The organism is Isoptericola sp. NPDC057559, assembly GCF_042801555.1.
Taxonomy (GTDB): Bacteria; Actinomycetota; Actinomycetes; order Actinomycetales; family Cellulomonadaceae; genus Isoptericola.
The window spans coordinates 57,668-76,284 of the sequence record NZ_JBHVFQ010000013.1 but is presented as its reverse complement, the minus strand read 5'-3'; the positions used below and the strand labels follow the sequence as shown (position 1 = coordinate 76,284).

Below are 18,617 nucleotides of genomic sequence, written 5' to 3'. Positions count from 1 at the left end.
AGACGGAGCATAGGGGACAGAACGGTCGACCCCTGCGTGGCAGAGGCCCATGCTTGCTCATCTGTGACGGCAAAGGTGCTCGTTTGATACGTTGTGCGCTCTCGCACCCGACGGAGCAAGGACGCACCATGACCGCACTCAACGCCGTGACCGTGGCGTCGCTCGCCGGCGGCGACCTGCCGCTCGCCGTCCCGGACTACGACCGCACCCGCCTGCGCACCGGCATCGTGCACCTCGGCGTGGGCGGCTTCCACCGCGCGCACCAGGCGATGTACCTGGACCGGCTGATGCGCGAGGGCGAGGCGCTCGACTGGGCGATCTGCGGCGTCGGGGTGCTGCCCCACGACGCCCGCATGCGCGACGCCCTCGCCGCCCAGGACGGCCTGTACACCCTGGTGCTCAAGCACCCGGACGGCACGCTCGAGGGGCGCGTGATCGGCTCGATCGCGGAGTTCCTCCTCGCGCCCGACGACCCGGAGGCGGTGCTGGAGAAGATGGCGTCGCCCGAGATCCGGATCGTCTCGCTGACCGTCACCGAGGGCGGCTACAACGTCAACCCCGTGACGGGGGAGTTCGACGCCGACGACCCCGCCGTGCGGGCCGACCTCGAGCCGGGCGCGGTGCCCGCCACCACGTTCGGGCTCGTCACCGAGGCCCTGCGTCGGCGGCGGGAGCGCGGCGTCCCACCGTTCACGGTGCAGAGCTGCGACAACATCCCCGGCAACGGCGACGTGGCCCGCCGGATGTTCACCGCCTTCGCGCGACTCAAGGACCCCGGGCTCGCGGCATGGATCGAGGAGCACGTGCCGTTCCCGAGCTCGATGGTGGACCGCATCACCCCGGTCACCACCGACGGCGACCGGGCCATGGTCGCCGAGCGGTTCGGCGTCGACGACGCGTGGCCCGTGGTGGCGGAGCCGTTCGCGCAGTGGGTGGTGGAGGACCGGTTCGCCGCCGGCCGCCCGCCCTACGAGAAGGTCGGCGCGCAGCTCGTGGACGACGTCGAGCCGTACGAGCTCATGAAGCTGCGTCTGCTCAACGTCTCCCACCAGGCCCTGTGCTACCTCGGCTACCTGGCGGGCCACCGGTACGCGCACGAGGTCTGCGCCGACGAGACGTTCGTGCGCTTCCTGCGCGGGTACATGGCCCACGAAGGCGCCCCGACGCTGCTGCCGGTGCCCGGCGTGGACCTCGCGGAGTACCAGGCCACGCTGATCGAGCGCTTCGCGAACCCGCACGTGCGCGACACCCTCGCCCGCCTGTGCGCCGAGTCCTCCGACCGGATCCCGACGTGGCTGGTCCCCGTGATCCGCGCGAACCTCGCCTCGGGCGGCCAGGTGCACCGGTCGGCCGCCGTCGTGGCGGCCTGGGCCCGGTACGACGAGGCCGTGGACGAGCAGGGCGAGCCCATCGTGGTCGTCGACCGGCTCGCGGACCGGCTCATGGCCGCCGCCGCCCGCCAGCACGACGACCCGCTCGCCTTCGTGCGCGACCACGAGCTGTTCGGCGACCTGGCGTCCGAGCCGCGGTTCGTCGAGGCGTACACCGCCGCCCTCGACTCCCTGCACGCGCGGGGCGCGCGGGCGACGGTCGAGGGCCTCGTCGGGGCCTGAACCCGGCGCCGGTCGTGGCGGCCCCTCGGTCGCCGCCGGGCTCGACGGGGCGGGTCGTGCCCGCCGGCGGGCGCTACGCGGTCGTGACGTCCAGGAGCGCCTCGAGGGCGCTCGCGGCGTCGTCGTCGCACACCACGGTGGTCGCGATGGCGCCCGCGACGGCGGCGCGGAGCGCCGGCGCGGCCTCGCGGCCGTAGCCGGCGGTGACGACCTCGGGGGTGCGCACCAGCTGGTCGAAGGTCACGCCGACCACGCGAGCGTCGAGCGGCGTGACGACGCGGCGCCCGTCGGCGTCGAACAGCCGGCCGGAGCACTCGGCGACGGCGCCGGCGGCGGTGGCGGCCCGCCGCTCGTCGCCCGTGACCTGCGGCAGCACCGTCGAGCCCGTGGGGGTCCAGGCCCCGACGGCGACGACGGCGACGTCGAGGTCGTCCGCGCGGTCGAGCGCGGCGGCGATCTCGGGCTGGCGACGCATCCCGGCGGCGGTGCCGGGGTCGGCCACGAGCAACGGGGACCAGACGGGCCAGGTGCGCACGCCCGGCATCCGCCGGAAGGCCTGGATCATGTCGAGCGAGTCGCCCGAGCCGTCGACGGGCAGGGCCCCCACCAGCTGGACCACGTCGCACGGGGGCAGCGGGTCGAGGAGGCGCACGGCGAGCTCGAGGGTGCGCGACCAGGAGACGCCGATCGTCGCCCCCGCCCGCACGTGCCTGCCCACGACGGCGGCGAGGGTGCGGGCCACGGACTCGCGCGTGGCGGCCGGGGAGTCGCCGGCCCCGGCGATCACCACCTCGCGGGCGCCGAGCCGCTCCGCGAGCCGCCGGGCCCGCTCGGTGTCGAGGTGGGCGGGCGGCGAGATCTCGATCCGCACCACGCCGCTCTCGCGCGCCTCGGCGAGCAGCCGGGCCACCTGGAAGCGGGAGATGCCGCGGTGCTCGGCGATGTCCACCTTCGAGCGGTTGTCGAGGTAGTAGTCGCGGCTCACCTCGACGAGGAGGCGGGCGTGCTCGGCGTCGGTCACGGAGCCATCCTCGCTGGTCGAGACTGCCGCCGCCCTGGCGTCGTCGCGCAGTCTGAGCACTGGTTCTTGCTCCCTGAGCCTAACCAACGCCCGTCCGGACCGATGCGCCCGGCGACGTGAGGGCAGCGGGGCGCCGACGACGGACCCGGAGGCTCGCCGCCGGCGCCGCTGCGCTCAGACCTGCTGCGGATAGATGATCGCCTTCATCGAGCGAGGGTCGGTCGCCGCGACCTCCAGCGCGGCCGCGGTGTCCGTCAGGGTGAAGGAGTGCGTCTGGAGGCCGTCGAGGACGACGCGCCCCGTCGCGACCAGGGAGATCCCCAGCGGCCACGTGTTCTGGTAGCGGTTGACGAGCGCGAGGCTGACCTCGTTCTTGTTGAGGAAGGAGACCGGGAGCTCGACCGGCTGCTTCGGCAGGCCGATCATGGCTGCCCGGCCGGCCTCGCGCAGCCGGTCCATCCCCGCGGCGAGGACCCCGGGCGCCCCCGAGCACTCGAGCAGCACGTCGAAGGTCTCGGCGCCGGGCCGGTCGCTCGCCTCCACGGAGAAGCCCAGGTCGCGGGCCAGGTCGAGGCGGAAGGCGGACACGTCGGTGACCGTGACCGAGCGTGCGCCGAGCGCCCGTGCGGACTGCGCGGCGAGCACCCCCACCGGTCCCGCTCCGGTCACCAGGACGTCGTCGCCCGGACGGAGCCCGGCGCGCTGGCAGGCCCACAGGCCCACCGAGAGAGGCTCGACCATCGCGGCCTGCTCGTAGGTCATCCCCTCGGGGATCGGAAAGAGCGTGCGGGCATCGAGAGCCACGTACTGCACCAACGCGCCGTCGTACGGGGGAGTGGCTAGGAACACGAGGTCCGGGCACAGGTGGTACCGGCCGGCCGTGCACTGCGCGCAGCTGCGGCACGGGGTGCCGGGCTCGATCGCGACCCGGTCGCCGACGGTGAGGTCGGTGACGCCGTCACCGACCTCGACCACCTCGCCGGCCGCCTCGTGGCCGAGGACGATGTCCCCGTCGACCACCCAGTCGCCGATGCGGCCGTGCCGGTAGTAGGTGGTGTCGGAGCCGCACACGCCGACCGCGTGCACCTTGACCACGGCCGTTCCGGGCGCGGCCTGCGGCATCGGCCGCTCCTGGAGCTCGATGTGGCCGATCTCGGTCATCACGGCAGCAACGTTCATGTCGTTCTCCTCGTTCCTCGTGTGGGGGCCGGGTGGGGGCCGGGTGGGCTCAGTGCAGGTCGACGGTCTCGACGGCCCGCAGGACGTTCCGGATGTAGTCGTGGGCATGGCGGCCGAGGTCCGCCCCGTCGCGCCACAGGTTCCGCCAGATGCCGAGCGTCCCGGTGAGCTGCGGGTCGACGACGGCCGAGGAGAACGACTCGAAGACGATCGGGCCGTCGTAGCCCACGTGGCGCAGGGCCCGGAAGAACGACGGGAAGTCGACCGTGCCCGTGCCGAGGTAGCCGCGGTGGCTCTCCCCGACATGCACGTACTCGAGGTGCCGGGCCGCGTCCAGGACCGGCGCGAACAGGCCCGACTCCTCGATGTTCATGTGATAGGTGTCCAGGTGGACGCCGACGTTGTCCGCCCCGACCTCGTCGACGTACCGCAGGCCCTGCGCCGCGGTGTTGAGGATGTTCGTCTCGTAGCGGTTGACGATCTCCAGGCCGAGCCGGATGCCGAGGTCGTCCGCCCGCCGGGCCAGCCGTCGCAGGGCGTCCTGCCCCGCCCGGACCTCCGCCTCGGTGGCAGGGCGCGAGTGCTTCCTCATCGGGCCGTAGACGACACCGCACAGGTGCGACGCGCCGAGGTCGTGCAGGACCTCGAGCACCGCCGTCAGGTGCGCCTCGCCACGGCTCACCACCGCGGTGTCCGCGGAGCTGATGTTCACGTCGTCGGTGAGCCCCAACGAGGCGGTCACCGCGAGGCCGTACTCCTCGGCCAGCGACCTGGTGAGCCCGACGTTCCATCCCCGCGGGGCGAACATCGGCAGCTCGATGAGCTCGAACCCGGCCTCCGCGGTGCCGCGGAACGCCGTCCTCAGGCCCTCGTCGTCGAACGTGCCGGTCCAGACGGATGCGTGACAGCCGATCATGGTCGTCCTCTCGGGGTGGTGCGGTCAGGGAGGGGGCCGGTCACGCGGGCGTCGCCGTCACCCAGAGCCGGTCGCCGTCCTCGCGGACCCGCAGGGCCTCGAGCGAGGCGAGGACGAGGTGGGCGTGGGGGGCGAGGGTGCCCCGGTCGTACGTCCCCACGACGCCGACGGCCAGGCAGCCGGCGGCGCGGGCGGACCTCAGCCCGGCGACGGTGTCCTCCAGCGCGACGACGGGGCCGTCGTGGCCGCGCCGGCGCAGCTCGTCCACACCCGTCGCGAACGGCTCCGGCGCGGGCTTCCCCGAGCTGACGTCGTCCCCCGTCACCAGGAGTGCCGGGAAGGGCAGGCGGGTCGCGCCGAACCGCGCCCGGGCGACCGGCCGTGCGGCCGAGGTGACGATGCCCCACCGCGTCGCGGGCAGCGACCCGACGATCTCGCGCACCCCGGGCAGAGGGTCCAGCAGCTGTCCGTCGCGCGACTCGATCTCGGTGAGCCGGTCCTCGGCGCGGCGACGGTCGGCGGCGGGGATCCCGAAGGCCTCGACGACCGACCGCGCGGTGAGCCCGTGCGACTCGGCGGGCAGCATCGGCACGTCGAACTCGGACGCCAGGATCCGCCAGGCCTCCTCGACCGCCGGCACCGAGTCGACCAGGGTGCCGTCCATGTCGGACAGGACGCCGCCGATCTCGACCTCCCGCCCGGCGGCGAGGGCGGCGGCGAGGGCGTCCCGCGTGTCCGTGGTCTGCATGAGGTCGTTCTCCATTCCGCGAGGCGTCGACGCCCGAGTGCCAGGGCCGATCCCTCGTGTTCGTCGCGATGTCCGAGAAACGTAGAACATCTTGCTCTTCTGTTGACCTAGCATGCTCGTATGAGCAGACCGCTTCCCATCGACCAGCAGGTCCTCCACACGTACGTCGCCATGCAGAACCTCGCTCACGGCCGTGCCATCAACGACATCGCCGAGGAGATCGGCAGGTCGCGGTTCGCCACGGCCCGGATGGTGCGGCGGGCGCGGGAGCTGGACCTCATCGAGGTGCGGGCGAAGTTCCCCGACCCCGTGGACGTCGACCTCTCCGCGCGGCTGGTGCAGCGGTACGGGCTGCGTTCGGCGCTCGTCGTGGCGGCGCCCTCCACGAGCATGTCCGAGGCGCGGGAGGCGATCGCCCGGATCACCGCGCGCTACATCGCGGACGACCTCGAGGAGGACGACGTGGTCGGGATCGCCCCGGGGCGGACCCTCGTGCTCGCGTCACGCCTCGTCCCGGAGCTGCCCTCCGCCGACATCGTCCAGCTCACCGGTGTGGGCGCACCGCGCCTGGAGGACGGCGTCGAGGTCATCTCGAACATGGGTCGTGCGAGCGGTGGGGCGACCTACCCGCTGTACCTGCCGGTGCTGCTCATGAAGGACCCGAGGGCTCGGACGCTCCTCCAGCACCCGTCGATCCAGCGCACGCTGCGCCGGATGGACCACCTCGGGAAGGCCTACCTGACGATCGGCGGGTGGCCCGGGGCGTCCCTCCTGGCGCAGCAGCTGACGGACCTCGGCGAGCGTGACGCCTTCGAGACGAAGGGGGTCGTCGCGGAGATCGGGACGGCGTTGCTCGACCGCGACGGCAGGTCGGTGTCGGGGCTGGAGGAGCGGTTGGTCGGGATCTCCGAGGAGAGCCTGCGCCGGGTGCCCACCCGGGTCGGCATCGGCGGCGGCCCGGGCAAGGAGCACGCCATCATCGCCGCCCTGCGATCGGGGTTCTGCCACGTCCTGATCACGGACGTGCGCTGCGCGCAGGCGGCGCTCGAGGTGTGACGCCACGGCCTCGGCGGCCGCGGCGGTCACACCTCGAGCGGAGCCGTTCTGCTCAGGCTCGCGCCGCCGGCTCGGCGAGCGCCTGCTCGTACCACGACCGCGCGAGCTCCGGGTCGTCGGAGGTCGTGCCGTCCGCACCGAGCTCGACGGCCCGTCGCATGTCGTCGATCGTGCGCAGCGGCCAGACGTGGAGCTCGAGGCCGAGGTCGTGCACGGCGTCGACGACCCGAGGGGTGAGGCCCTCGAAGCCGCAGGCGAACCGGGTGGAGCGGGTGTGGTCGAGCAACCCCCTCCAGCCGCCCTCGAACTCGTCGGCGACGGCGATCGTCTTCACGATGATGCACCGGCCGATCGTCGGCATCAGGTCCGCGGCGTGCCGGAGGGCGTCGGGGTCGAACCCGGTGAGGATCGTGCGTCCGGCGTCGTCGGGGTGGGCCGTGAAGTATGCGGCGAGGTAGGGCACCGTCGCGGGATCCTTGATCTCCAGCTGGATGAAGGTGCGCGTCGCGGCGTACATCTCGGCCAGGGTGACGACGCCCCGGCCGGAGTCGAGCCGGACCGCCTGCAGCTGGGCGAGGGTCAGGTCGGCCGCCGGGCCGAGCCCGCGGGCGGAGTCGTCCCCCGCGGTGCGGTCGAGGGTGGCGTCGTGCAGCAGGAAGAGCTCCCCGTCCCTGCTCAGGCGTACGTCGAGCTCGATCTCGTCGACGCCGACGTGCTCGGCGAGGGCGTACGACTCGAGGCTGTTCTCGGGCTTGTGGGTCATCGCGCCGCGATGACCGACGATCGACAGTGGCATCTCAGTTCACTCGTTCCTCGTATTGGGGGCGGATCCGGTCGATCGACAGCTCCAGGTTGGACGCCATCGTCGAGAGGCTGGACCCCGGGTCCGCGCCGCCGGAGTACACGGCCTGGATGACGTCCTTCGCCTCCGGCAGGCACTCCGGCACGTAGCGGCGGACGACGTCGGGGCCCTTGGCTATCGCGAGCTGGTCGATCGCGACCTGGTAGTTCTGGTTCTCCGCGGCACGCCGGCGGATCTCGCCGGACTCCTTCGCCGCCGTGGTGGTGGGCATGTAACCGGTGCCGACCGTCCAGTCGACGGAGGCGTCGCCGGAGGTGAGGAACTTGATGACCTCCCATGCCGCCTTCTTCCGCTCGTCCGAGGCGTAGCGGAGGACGGCGAGCCCGCCGCCGCCGGTCGGCACGCCGGAGGTGGCCTGCCCGGGCAGGAACCCGCACCCGACCTCGAACTCGGCGGCGTCGGTGACGCTGGTGAGGGCCCCCGTGGACTCCAGGATCGTCGCGGTCGTCCCGGCGACGAAGTCTCCGGACGGGTCGTTCGAGAGGTAGCCGGCGCCGTCGTCGTGGATGAAGGCGCGGTCGAACTCCAGCGCCGCCACGGTGGCGTCGGAGGTGAGCCGCATGTCGAGGCCGTCCGAGTACCCCCCGCCGAACGCCCAGGTCGACCCCTGGAAGTACCAGTCGTCGCCGCCCGTGTAGGCGCGCATGCGCACCGCGTGGCCGTTGGCCGTGTAGCCCGACAGCTCCTTGCCCCACTCCCGGTACTCGTCGTACGTCTTCGGCGCGCGGTCGGGCAGGCCGACGGCGGCGAAGAGGTCGCGGTTGTAGTAGAAGAGCGGGGTCGAGCGCCCGAACGGCAGCCACCAGACGTCGTCCTTGACGGTCCCCTCGGCGAGGAACCGCTCGTCGAACGCGTCCGTGCCGAAGGTGCTGTCGAAGTAGCCGGTCAGGGGCTCGAGGGCGTCGGCGAGGTAGAAGCGGTTCCAGACCACGTCGCTCAGCACCGAGATGTCCGGCACCTGCCTGGCCTGCAGGCTCGCGGCGAGCTTCGACTCGACCTTGTCGTAGCCCTCGAAGATCTGGATCTCGCAGAAGATGTCGCTCTGGGCCTCGTGGAAGGCATCGATGTTCCGCTGCAGCACCTCGGCGTTGTGGGACGTCCAGTTGCTCCACAGCACCACGCGCTGCCGGTCCGCGAACCTGGCCGGCACGTCACCGCTGGGCTGCTCCATGACGGCGCCGGGGCCCCGCCCGGCGCCGAAGCAGCCGGCCAGGGCGGGCACGGTGGCGGCCATCATGCCCGCGGCGAGCACCTGCCGGCGGGTGAGCCCCCGAAACCTGCTTCCGTTCCCTCCTGTGTGAGGGCGTCTCTGGGCGTGCATGATCTCCTTCGATCGTCTGGGGGATGGGGGGCGTGTCCAGGTCTCAGCGGCCGCTGCCGGCGGCGGCGCCGGTGAGCCCGGTGACGATGTAGCGCTGCGCGAGGAGGAAGACGAGCAGCATCGGCAGCACGACGATGAGCGTCCCCGACATGAGCACGCCCCACGAGACCATGCCGTCGTTGGCCTTGAGGTACATGAGGCCGATGGGCAGCGTCCGCATGTTCACGGAGTTGGTGATGATCAACGGCCACACGAAGCTGTTCCACTCGTCGATCACGGCGACGAGTGCCACCGTCGCGACGGCGGGCACGGACATCGGCAGCACCATCGAGGCGAGCTTGCGGAAGTGTCCGGCTCCGTCGACCTCGGCGGCCTCGAACACCTCCGTGGGCAGCGACATGAAGTGCTGGCGCAGGAGGAAGGTGCCGAACGCCGACCCGACGCCGGGCAGGATGATGCCGGCGTAGGTGTTGATCAGGCCCATGTTGCCGATGGTGATGTAGTTGACCAGGAGGGTGACGTGCCCCGGGACCATGAGGGCGCCGAGCATCACGAGGAACAGGACGTTCTTGCCCGGGAACGGCAGGAAGGCGAAGGCGTATGCCGTGAAGACGGCGAGCACGACCTTGGCGACCGCCCCGACGACCGTGATGATCACCGAGTTCTTGATGAACGCGCCGAACGGTGCGAGCTGCCACGCGGTCGTGAGGTTGTCCCAGGTGAGGTCGGTGGGAAGGACCTTGGGCGGCCAGGAGTAGATGTCGGAGTTCGTCTTGAACGCCGTCGTCACGAGGATGAAGAGCGGGACGACGAACACGAGGGCGGCGGCGACGAGGAGGAGGATCCCCCACCAGCGGTGGCGGAGGTTCCCGAAGGGCCGGCCGCTCGTGGCCTGCCGTGCGGTGCGGGTCTGCACGATGCCCTCGTCCCGGGAGGTGGTCGGCCGCGTGGTCGTGGCGGGCATCAGTAGTGCACCTTCCTCTCGACGTACCGGAACTGCAGCATGGTGATGAACATGAGGATCACGAACATCACGGTTCCCGCGGCGGCGGAGTAGCCCACGTTGGAGCGCTGGAACGCCTGCTCGTAGATGAACCAGCTCAGCGTCGTGGTCGCGGAGGCCGGTCCGCCGCCGGTCATGATCGCGATGATGTCGAAGGCCTGGAAGGCCGCGATCGTCTGCGTGATCACCAGGAAGAACGTGGTCGGCGACAGCAGCGGCAGGACGATCCTGGTGAAGAGCCGCCACCGGTTCGCCCCGTCCAGGCGTGCGGCCTCGAGCACCTCCGAGGGCAGCCCCTGCATCCCGGCCAGGTAGACGATCGCCACGAAACCCACCCCCTTCCAGATCGAGACGATGAGCAGGGCGGGCAGGGCCCAGCTCGCGTCCGTCGTCCAGTCGGGCGAGCTCAGCCCCACGGCCTCGAACAGGGTGCGGGCGAGGCCGTAGTTCGGGTCGAAGATGAACAGCCACACCGCGCCGATCGCCGCGCCGGCGATGACGTGCGGGGCGAAGACGATCCCGGTGACGGCGGCCGTCCCGGGGAGCTTCATGGAGAAGAGCGAGGCGAGCGCGATCCCGAGGACGAGGCTCAGGCCGACGACGACGACGACCCACGTCACGGTGGTCACCATGACGTCGAGGAACGACGACGAGGTGAACAGCTGGGCGTAGTTGCTGAGCCCGATGAAGAGGGGCTCGGGCGAGATGAAGTCCCAGTTGGTGAGGCTGAGGTAGAGGTTCTCGAGCACCGGCCAGTAGGCGAAGACCGCGATGAGCGCCAGGTTGGGGAAGGCGAACAGCGCGAAGAGGGCGGCCCCCCGGCGTTGTCGGCGCTGATGAAGGGCCGAGCGTCTGCGTGGTGGGCTGGGTGGAGAGGTCCTCTGCACGCCGACGTGTTCTTCGGCCACGGTCGCCATCTCGCCGTCCTTTCTCCCCGGGAGCCGCTGTGCGTTCGGGCGCCCGACTGCTGTGTCGGAAGCCGCCAAGGTAGTGCCGTGGCTCTCGGCTCCGACGGGGGCGCTCGAATGAGCGCACTCATGACGCATCTGAGCACAGGGTGGAGGGTGGGGTCGCGAACGGCTGCAGCCGGTGGAGGTGAGCGCGTATGGAACCGATCGTCGGGATCGTCACCGGCACCAGCCTGGTCGAGGCCGAGCTGCTGCTGACGACGTTCGTGCTGTGTTCCCTCATCGGGGTCGAGCGGCAGCTCCGTCAGAAGGCGGCCGGATACCGGACCCACGTCCTGGTCGGCCTCGGGTCCTGCGGCTTCACCCTGGTCTCGGCCTACGGCTTCTCCGCCGTGCTCGGCAGCGACGTCAACCTCGATCCCTCGCGCATCGCCGCCCAGATCGTCTCCGGGATCGGCTTCCTCGGGGCCGGCGTGATCTTCAAGGGGCGCAGCGTCGTCCGGGGGCTGACCACGGCGGCCACGGTGTGGGTCGCCGCGGCGGTGGGGATGGCGTGCGGTGCCGGGATGCTCTCGCTGGCGATCGCGCTCACCGCGATCCACCTCACGACCCTGTTCGTCGTCGCGCCCCTGGTCCGCCGGCTGCCCGACCCGGACCGCAAGCGCACGCTGCGCATCACCTACGCCGACGGGGCCGGCGTGCTCCGCGACCTCCTGTCCGTCGCCACCTCGTCGGGCTTCACGAGCTCGATCGAGCGCAGCCGGCGGATCGCCACGGACGGTCGGCGCTTCGTCGTCATGGACATCCGTTTCCATGGCAGCCCACCCGTGCGCGACCTCGTCCCGCTGCTCGTCGAGGTCCCGGGCGTGGACCGGGTGTCCCTCCGGCACGAGACCACCGAGTTCGACGAGGACGCCGACCGCGGATGAGCCGTGCCCCCGGGGGTGGCCGGCGGGTCCGGATCGCTCACGCCGCCTTCATGGCCGGGGCTGCCGCTCGGCCGCGTCGAGTGCGGGCCTGAGCGGCGCCAGCGCCGCGCGGAGGTGGTCGGCCAGCGAGCCGGAAGGGACCACGAGGCCCCCCGATCCCCCCGCGGGCTGGAGCCATCCTTCGAGCGCGATACGGACCGCCGCCGCGATGCTCGCCGTCAGGACGCGGGCCGTGTGCGGTCCGCCGTCGTCCAGGCGCTCCGCGATCACGGCCGTGAGCGGTGCCTCGATGCCGGCGGGGGAGTCGAGGAACGCGTCCCGCAGCGCGGTCCTCCGCGTGGTGGTCATCAGCAACGCCTCGAGCTCGCGCTCCCGGGGGCTCGTGTAGTGCTCGACCACGGCTTCGGTGACGGCGTCGGCCAGGCGCACGTCCGCGGTGCCGGCCGCCACCGCCGCCGCGATCCGAGCCTCACGGTCTGCGGTCACGGCGGAGACGATCGCCTGCTCACGGCTGGCGAAATAGTTGTTGTACGTCCGCGGCGAGACACCGGCCGCCTCGGCGATGTCCTCGACCCGCACGCTGTCCGGCCCGTGCTCGAGGGCCAGGCGCAGGGCCGCCGCGCGCAACGCTTCGCGCGTCGCCTGCTTCTTCCGTTCCCTCAGGCCCGGCGGCGGTGTGGTCACCGGGGCAGCGTCTCACCCGTGACTGCGCGCGAGCAAACTTGCGTGCACGCAAGTTTTCTGTGACCGTCGACCTCACCGACCGACAGAGGGGCGCCACCGTGAGAGCACGGGGAATGACCTATGACACCGGATTCGTCGTGCACGGTCGGATGACGCGTGAGCGCTTCGACCCCGCGGTGGTCCGGCGCGAGCTCGCCATCATCCGTGACGACCTGCACTGCAACGCGGTCCAGGTGATCGGCGGCGACCCGCACCGGCTGGACGTGGCCGCCGCTGCCGCCGCCGAGCTCGGCATGGAGGTCTGGTTCACGCCCTATCCACTGGAGCTGGAGCCGGAGCAGGTCCTCACGCTCTTCCGCGACTGTGCCGTGCGAGCGGAACGGCTCCGGCGGCAGGGGGCCACGATCGTGCTCGTCGCGGGAGTGGAGCTGAGCGTGATGAACCGGGGGTTCCTGCCCGGGGACGGTCCCGAGGCGCGGGTCGCGCAGCTGTTGAGCTCACCCGAGCGGCGCGCCGAGGCGATGCACGGGCTCGGCCTCCGCATCAACGCGTTCCTCCGCGACGCCGTGGCCGCGATCCGCGAGCGCTTTCGGGGCAGGCTCACCTACTCGTCCATCCAGCTCGAGCAGGTCGACTGGACCCCGTTCGACATCGTGACGTTCGAGCTGATCCGCTCCGCCGAGGTCGCTGACCGGTTCCGGGACGGCGTGCGCGCCTTGGCGCAAGGGCCCAAGCCGCTCGCCGTCACCGGGTTCGGCACCGCGGCCTACCGTGGCGCGGGGGACCGCGGCGGGCGCGTGCTGGACGTGGTCGAGCACGATCCGCAGACCAGGGCCCCGCGACGACTGGACGGCGTCTACGAGCGCGACGAGGCCGGCCAGGCCGCATATCTGACCGAGCTGCTGGAGATCTTCGAGAGCGAGGGGGTGGACAGCGCCTTCGTGTACCTGTTCGCCCTGCCCGGCTTCCCCCACCGCCCGGACGGCGACCCGCAGGACGACCTGGACCGTGCCAGCCTGAGCATCGTCAAGCTCCTCGACGGGGGCCGAGGGCAGACCTACCCCGACATGGAGTGGGAGCCGAAGGCTGCCTTCGGCGCCGTGGCGCAGCAGTACCAGAGGTACGCGGCGGCACCCGTCGCGCCCTGTCCCGACGCTCGGAGGGCGTCGGGCGCACCGCGTCAGAACCGGCTGCGGGGTGCCGGCCCCTCGCCCGGTCGGGGTGACAGGAGCTGATTGCCCGCTCCGCCGGCCGGGCAGCGCGGTGACGGCGGCGTTCGCTCGTGGGTGGTGACGGGGCCGTGTCGAGGCTCGGCGTGCTCCCCAGGGCACCGACGACCGTAGACTCCTGTGCTGTAACGGCTCGGACGCGTCGAGAAGCGGCGCGAGCAGGGACGGTCGGAGGCGCGTCGCGCACCTCGGACAAGGGGAACGACATGAGCCTGACGCGACGGACACCCAGGTTCGCCGCACTGGCGGAGATCACCGAGCTCGAGCTCGCTTGGCGTGGGCTGCCGGCACCCTCCGACCTGGTCGATGCTGCACTGAACGCGCACGTTGAATCCGTGGCGAACGAGCTGCAGCTCCGGCCGGATCGCGCTCTGTCGTACGCGCCCGATGAACTGGGCACGATCATCGCCGAGACGCTCGTGGAGGTCGTGCTCGAGGACCTGCAGGGCGGCGGCGAAGAGAGCTAGGCCGTGTCCGACAGCCAGACCTCGCCGCCCGTCCTGGCTCCCGGCTCCCGATGATCGAGCAGGCGGGTCGTCCTGCGCTCCCAGGAGCACGGGACGACCCGCCTTGGCGTCTGGAGACTGCTCAGGCGTGCTTGCGGCCGGTGGCCCAGGACCAGATCGCGACGACGATGATCGACCCGACGAGCGCGAATCCCCAGGTGCCCAGGTCGAAGAACTCGTCGTTCACGCTGGTGCTGAAGACCGCCGAGGCGATGAACCCGCCGAGCAGGGCGCCGACGATCCCGAGCAGCAGGGTGACGATCCAGCCACCCTTCTGTGCGCCCGGCACGATGGCCCGGGCGAGCGCGCCCATGATCAGGCCGATGAGGATCCACCCGATGATGCTCAAGATAATCGCCTCTTTCTTCACGAAACGGTACTTCGAAGCAAACGACGCTTCTATGTCGGCCCGGACATTTCCACGACGGCGTGATGCTCGCATCCCGAACGGGGGGTGGCGAAGTTCACGTTCGCTCCTGCGGGTGGCGCTCGGACGCCCGCCGAGGGTCCGGCCCTGAAGGTCTACTGCGTGATCACGTGATGCACGGCGGCTCGACCAGGGACGGGCGCGCGCCGGGGAGGGGGCGCTACCTCGGCCGCCGAACGCCGTCGTCTTCCATCTGGACGGAGACGCGGGAGCCGGTGGGCCGCAGGATCTGTGCGAGCGCCACGATGCCGCGCCACCCGAGCATGGTGACGGCCAGGAAGCCGAAGGACACGATCTGGAACGTCGGGAACGTGCCCTGGTCGGTGAGGACGCGCAGCAGGACGCCAAGGGCCCAGGTGGCGCCCCACACCACGACGCCCGTGGGCCACAGGCGCCAGGGGTGACGCCAGGCGCGGGCACCGACCCATCCGACCACCGCGGCGACGGCGAACGGCCAGGTCACGGACACCACGTGCCCGAGGCCGCCGCCGGGGTGGGCGGCGGCGTCAGCGGTGACGAGGCCGAGCACGCACGCGGTGTCGGCGAGGGTGGCGAGGAGGACCAGCCCTGCGCGCGGCCGGCGGTGACCGAGCGGGGTGGACGACGGTCGCGACACTCGAGAGCCGCTGTCATCGGTGGACGCGGGGCGCATCGTTCGACGGTACGCCGCGCGATCGCCCGGCGGTCGTCATCGTGCCCAGGGGGCGATGAACGTCTGGGCCGGGCACGGCGCAGCCGACCGAGGGGGCGGCGCCTGCCCGCCTGTCCCTGCCGTCACGTCATCGGGGAAGAGCAAGAGGCCCCCTGGACAGCGTTTCCGCTGTTCAGAGGGCCTCTCTGGTGGTCGGGGTGACAGGATTTGAACCTGCGACCTCTTCGTCCCGAACGGCTGGCCGGGTGCTCGGACAGCTTGGTCCGCCGCGGCTCTACGCGATTCGCGGTCGGTCGGTGTCGGCCGATGTCGAGGGAGGGGCGAGCGGGTTGACACTCACATTGGCACTCAGGTGCGCGGATGCGATGGGCGAGGACACGACGAGGCGCTGAACCGATAGCGGAGCACCAGAGGCTGTCGAAGGCCCGGGTCAGGGGGTGGCCGAAGGCCATCGCGCGCGACGCCGCAGGCGCCCTTGACGCGGGGTGGAGACGGCCGGATGCTCGGCGATCGGTGCGGTGCCGTACGGTCAGGCGGCTTCGGGAGTACCTCGAGGTCGCCTTCGTCATGTGGGGAAGGCCGGACGGGTGGGGTGCGCGGAGCGAGCTTGCGAGCGGAGCGCGGGGCCTCGCCCGGGAGGCCGACCCGCGCGGCGGAGCCGCGCGCTTGAGTCAGTAAGGAAAGTTCTCACGGGGTCGTCCGCCTCGACGGCGCGGGAAGTAGCCGCCCATCGTAGAAACACCGCGGGCCGGGCGGGGGAGCGTTCGGTAGACGTCCTCCTGGTGCAGCCTGCACAGCAATTTGGTGACGGCTCGACCAGGCCGCGGCCTCGAAGCGCGCCCGCGTAGCCCGCGGCTGACCTATTCCTCACCGTCCTCGGGCGTGACCTGCCACTTGGCGATGGCGTCACGCGCGACGGTGTACTGCCGCTCGATGTACTCCTCGAGACTCGGCCCAGTGAGGCCATTCAGAGTCAGCGCTTCCGCTCCCGTCCCGCTCGGTTTCGTCGGGTCCGACGAACCGCTGGGATCCAGGTCTCTAGCAGCCTCGAGAACGCCCCCACGTCGAACATGAGCACGGTATGCCGGAGCGAAGCCGAGCGAGCCTCGGAGGCGATCATCCGGGGCGTTGCGCCGATCAAGAGCAACGATCAGCAATGCGATGATCGCGGCTGCCCGATTGACGACGGTCCTGCTTGGCCAAACTACGACGGTGGAGGCGGGGTCGTGCCAGGCGGGTATGACAGTGGCTGGGTGGTCACGTAAGGAGGTCTTTCGTGACCACCCAGCCGTGTGCTTATCTGTGTCGCGCAGAGGACGTCTTCGGTCCGATCACTCGTATCGAAGGGACGAGATCGGGTCTTGCTTGGCGGCTCGCAGGGCTGGGAGGGTGCCAGCGAGGAACGCGACGGCCATGACGCCCAGGATGACGGCGGCGACGGTGACGGGCTCGAACGCGATGAGGGTGAGTCCTGGTAGGTCGGCCAGGATCGTGCTGGAGAGGGTTGCTCCGACGATCTGTCCTACGCCGATGGCCGCGATCGCTCCGAGTGCGCTGCCGAGGAATCCGATCACGACGGCCTCGATGCTAAACAGCGAGAAGACCTTTGCGCTAGACAAACCCATTGCCTTCATGAGGCCGACCTCGCGTGTGCGTTCCTGGACGGCCATGAACAGGGTGTTAACAATGCCGATGGACGCGGCGAGGAGCGCGATGATGGCGAACCCGTTGAGGACCAGCACGACGGTATCGATGACCGATGTGATCGAACCGAGCTGGTCCTCGAGGGTCGTTGCCGTGTAGCCGTCGTCCGCGAGCCGATCCTTGAGCGCCGCCGTCGCTTCGTCGCCGGCGTCCGGGTCGAACCAGACCGAGGCGGAGGCATAGGTGTCGCCCTGGGCGGCGGGTGCGCCGGTCTGCTGGAGCTCGTAGAGGTTCGAGGTGAGCGTCGTGTTCGGGATGGCCCCGGAGCTGGACACGAGTCCGGGTTCGGCGACACCGACCACGGTTGCTTCGGAGGTGACCTGCTGACCGTCGCCGTCGGTGACGGCCAGGGTGATTTCGTGCCCGATCGCGGCCGCGGCGTTGTCGAACCCGAGCGGTTCGATGTAGCTCTCCGGGAGCACGATCTGCGGGTCGTCTGCGTCCAGGTTGATCTGCTCACCGGCGGCGAGCTCGACCTCCATGCCGGGCACGAACTGCGACAGACTCAACTGGTACTGGGTGCCGTCGCCGAGCTGGATGTAGTCGACCGACACGTTCTCCGTCGGCTCGACCCGGAGCACGCCGTCAATGTCGGTGATCTGATCGATGTCGTCTTCGGTCATGGCGACGGACCCGCCCCCGCCGCCAGCCGCACCAGGTGCGCCGGCGGCGCCGCCCGCACCGGCCTCGAGCTGGTTCGGGTCGTACTCCGCAGGGCCTTCGGAGGCCTCAGTCTGTTCGGTGCTCTTTGTGACGGTCATGACGTCGTCGACGCCAATGCTGGCCACGGTGGACTCTACGAAGCCGTTGATGCCCGTCCCGATGCCGTTGGTCAACGAAAGCGTGAAGGCGCCGATGAAGATCGCCAACACGGTGAGGGTCGTGCGGAGCTTGGAGCGGAACGCATTGCGCAGGGCGGTGCGAACGATATCGAGTGACTTCATGCTGCTGCCGCCTCGACCTTCGGTTCGACGAGGCCGTCACGGACGAAGATGCTGCGATCGCAGCGCGCGGCGAGTCCCTCGTCGTGGGTGACGACGACCAGCGTGATGCCGTGTCGGCGGTTGAGGTCGAACAGGATGTCCTCAACCTTGGCACCAGTCACAGAGTCGAGGTTTCCGGTCGGCTCGTCGGCAAAGATGACCCTGGGTTGGTTGATGAGTGCGCGGCTGATCGCGACGCGCTGCTTCTGTCCCCCGGACAGGTTGTTGGCCTTGTTGCTGGCCTTGTCCTCCATCTCGAGCTGAGACAGCGCCGCCAACCCTCGCTTGGTGCGTTCACGGGCGGGGACACCCGCGATCGTCAGGGGAAGGGTGACATTGTCCAGGACGCTCGTCGAAGCGTTGAGAAAGAACTGCTGGAACACGAACCCGAACGCACGGTTGCGGGTCTTGTTCAGCTCTGCCTGGTTGAGGCTGGAGGTCTCGACTCCGTCGAGTCGGATAGAACCGGTGGTGGGGCGGTCGAGGAGCGCGAGCAGGTGCATGAGGGTCGACTTCCCGGAGCCGCTCTTGCCCACGATCGCGAGGGACTCACCCTCGTGGATGTCGAGGTCGACCCCCTTGAGCGCTTCGAAGGCTGTACTGCCCGAGCCGTAGGTCTTGCGCAACCCCCGCACGGTGATCAGTGGTGAGTTCATGATGGTCCTTCGTTGCAGGTCTGGGGACCACTCCACAGTCGGCGATGGCGGCGTGCGAGGAATCCCTCTACGGCGGACACCTGCGTACTGCACACGCGGTACGTCGGATCCCACGGCGGTGGGACGTGCCGGTGGCGATGGATGGATGATGCTGGGGACCGAGTCTGGAGTCTGTCCGCTTGGAGGAGGCCGCGCTTTGGTGACTGCCGCAGAACCTGGT

Annotated in this window: 18 protein-coding genes; 5 read left to right on the top strand and 13 right to left on the bottom strand. The window is 70.7% G+C overall.

Annotated elements, in window-relative coordinates; all coding sequences use genetic code 11:
• Positions 1 to 128 precede the first annotated feature (128 nt).
• Entirely contained in the window at positions 129 to 1,613 is a 1,485-nt protein-coding gene (locus ACFU5J_RS13675) for a mannitol dehydrogenase family protein (protein WP_430579064.1), read from the top strand.
• Between the two features lie 73 nt (positions 1,614 to 1,686).
• Here ACFU5J_RS13675 and ACFU5J_RS13670 read toward each other — a convergent pair whose 3' ends face one another.
• The 4 genes from ACFU5J_RS13670 to ACFU5J_RS13655 all read right to left on the bottom strand — a co-directional run bounded on the left by ACFU5J_RS13670 (position 1,687) and on the right by ACFU5J_RS13655 (position 5,477).
• Complete coding sequence (locus ACFU5J_RS13670; protein WP_430576743.1) at positions 1,687 to 2,634, bottom strand: sugar-binding transcriptional regulator; 948 nt, start codon at positions 2,632 to 2,634, stop codon at positions 1,687 to 1,689.
• Between the two features lie 174 nt (positions 2,635 to 2,808).
• Complete coding sequence (locus ACFU5J_RS13665; protein WP_430579063.1) at positions 2,809 to 3,813, bottom strand: NAD(P)-dependent alcohol dehydrogenase; 1,005 nt, start codon at positions 3,811 to 3,813, stop codon at positions 2,809 to 2,811.
• Positions 3,814 to 3,862: 49 nt separating this feature from the next.
• Positions 3,863 to 4,729: a sugar phosphate isomerase/epimerase family protein gene (locus ACFU5J_RS13660; protein ID WP_430579062.1), complete on the bottom strand. Its 867-nt coding sequence runs from the start codon at positions 4,727 to 4,729 to the stop codon at positions 3,863 to 3,865.
• Positions 4,730 to 4,769: 40 nt separating this feature from the next.
• Positions 4,770 to 5,477, bottom strand: a complete 708-nt coding sequence (locus tag ACFU5J_RS13655; RefSeq protein WP_430579061.1) for an HAD-IA family hydrolase — start codon at positions 5,475 to 5,477, stop codon at positions 4,770 to 4,772.
• A 120-nt stretch (positions 5,478 to 5,597) separates the two neighbouring features.
• On the opposite strand from ACFU5J_RS13655, the gene ACFU5J_RS13650 reads away from it, so the two are divergent.
• Complete coding sequence (locus ACFU5J_RS13650; protein ID WP_430576739.1) at positions 5,598 to 6,533, top strand: sugar-binding transcriptional regulator; 936 nt, start codon at positions 5,598 to 5,600, stop codon at positions 6,531 to 6,533.
• Between the two features lie 52 nt (positions 6,534 to 6,585).
• On the opposite strand, the gene ACFU5J_RS13645 is transcribed toward ACFU5J_RS13650, so the two are convergent.
• From ACFU5J_RS13645 to ACFU5J_RS13630, 4 genes are all read right to left on the bottom strand, one after another.
• Positions 6,586 to 7,296, bottom strand: a complete 711-nt coding sequence (locus ACFU5J_RS13645) for a glycerophosphodiester phosphodiesterase (protein ID WP_430579060.1) — start codon at positions 7,294 to 7,296, stop codon at positions 6,586 to 6,588.
• A 34-nt stretch (positions 7,297 to 7,330) separates the two neighbouring features.
• Complete coding sequence (locus ACFU5J_RS13640; protein WP_430576737.1) at positions 7,331 to 8,632, bottom strand: ABC transporter substrate-binding protein; 1,302 nt, start codon at positions 8,630 to 8,632, stop codon at positions 7,331 to 7,333.
• 127 nt (positions 8,633 to 8,759) lie between these two features.
• Complete coding sequence (locus ACFU5J_RS13635) at positions 8,760 to 9,680, bottom strand: carbohydrate ABC transporter permease (protein WP_430579059.1); 921 nt, start codon at positions 9,678 to 9,680, stop codon at positions 8,760 to 8,762.
• A complete protein-coding gene (locus tag ACFU5J_RS13630) occupies positions 9,680 to 10,636 on the bottom strand; it encodes a carbohydrate ABC transporter permease (protein ID WP_430579058.1) in 957 nt (318 codons plus the stop codon). The genes ACFU5J_RS13635 and ACFU5J_RS13630 overlap by 1 nt, the downstream gene beginning before the upstream one ends.
• A 188-nt stretch (positions 10,637 to 10,824) precedes the next feature.
• Between ACFU5J_RS13630 and ACFU5J_RS13625 the strand changes: the two genes are divergently transcribed.
• Positions 10,825 to 11,556, top strand: coding sequence for an MgtC/SapB family protein (locus ACFU5J_RS13625; RefSeq protein ID WP_430579057.1), 732 nt, complete (start codon positions 10,825 to 10,827; stop codon positions 11,554 to 11,556).
• Positions 11,557 to 11,604: 48 nt separating this feature from the next.
• On the opposite strand, the gene ACFU5J_RS13620 is transcribed toward ACFU5J_RS13625, so the two are convergent.
• Positions 11,605 to 12,240 carry a TetR family transcriptional regulator gene (locus tag ACFU5J_RS13620; protein WP_430579056.1) on the bottom strand — a complete coding sequence of 212 codons (636 nt, stop codon included), beginning with the start codon at positions 12,238 to 12,240 and terminating at the stop codon, positions 11,605 to 11,607.
• Positions 12,241 to 12,353: 113 nt separating this feature from the next.
• Here ACFU5J_RS13620 and ACFU5J_RS13615 point away from each other — a divergent pair, with 113 nt between their 5' ends.
• Together ACFU5J_RS13615 and ACFU5J_RS13610 are read left to right on the top strand one after the other, a co-directional pair.
• The gene (locus tag ACFU5J_RS13615; RefSeq protein WP_430579055.1) at positions 12,354 to 13,475 is read left to right on the top strand and encodes a hypothetical protein; all 1,122 of its coding nucleotides are present in this window, start codon (positions 12,354 to 12,356) and stop codon (positions 13,473 to 13,475) included.
• A 200-nt stretch (positions 13,476 to 13,675) separates the two neighbouring features.
• Positions 13,676 to 13,936 carry a hypothetical protein gene (locus ACFU5J_RS13610; protein ID WP_430579054.1) on the top strand — a complete coding sequence of 87 codons (261 nt, stop codon included), beginning with the start codon at positions 13,676 to 13,678 and terminating at the stop codon, positions 13,934 to 13,936.
• A gap of 121 nt (positions 13,937 to 14,057) precedes the next feature.
• On the opposite strand, the gene ACFU5J_RS13605 is transcribed toward ACFU5J_RS13610, so the two are convergent.
• The 4 genes from ACFU5J_RS13605 to ACFU5J_RS13590 all read right to left on the bottom strand — a co-directional run bounded on the left by ACFU5J_RS13605 (position 14,058) and on the right by ACFU5J_RS13590 (position 18,397).
• Positions 14,058 to 14,324: a GlsB/YeaQ/YmgE family stress response membrane protein gene (locus ACFU5J_RS13605; protein WP_430576730.1), complete on the bottom strand. Its 267-nt coding sequence runs from the start codon at positions 14,322 to 14,324 to the stop codon at positions 14,058 to 14,060.
• A 238-nt stretch (positions 14,325 to 14,562) separates the two neighbouring features.
• The gene (locus ACFU5J_RS13600; RefSeq protein ID WP_430579053.1) at positions 14,563 to 15,054 is read right to left on the bottom strand and encodes a DUF3054 domain-containing protein; all 492 of its coding nucleotides are present in this window, start codon (positions 15,052 to 15,054) and stop codon (positions 14,563 to 14,565) included.
• 1,331 nt (positions 15,055 to 16,385) lie between these two features.
• Positions 16,386 to 17,702, bottom strand: coding sequence for an ABC transporter permease (locus tag ACFU5J_RS13595; RefSeq protein WP_430579052.1), 1,317 nt, complete (start codon positions 17,700 to 17,702; stop codon positions 16,386 to 16,388).
• Positions 17,699 to 18,397, bottom strand: a complete 699-nt coding sequence (locus ACFU5J_RS13590) for an ABC transporter ATP-binding protein (RefSeq protein WP_430579051.1) — start codon at positions 18,395 to 18,397, stop codon at positions 17,699 to 17,701. The genes ACFU5J_RS13595 and ACFU5J_RS13590 overlap by 4 nt, the downstream gene beginning before the upstream one ends.
• Positions 18,398 to 18,617: the final 220 nt, after the last annotated feature.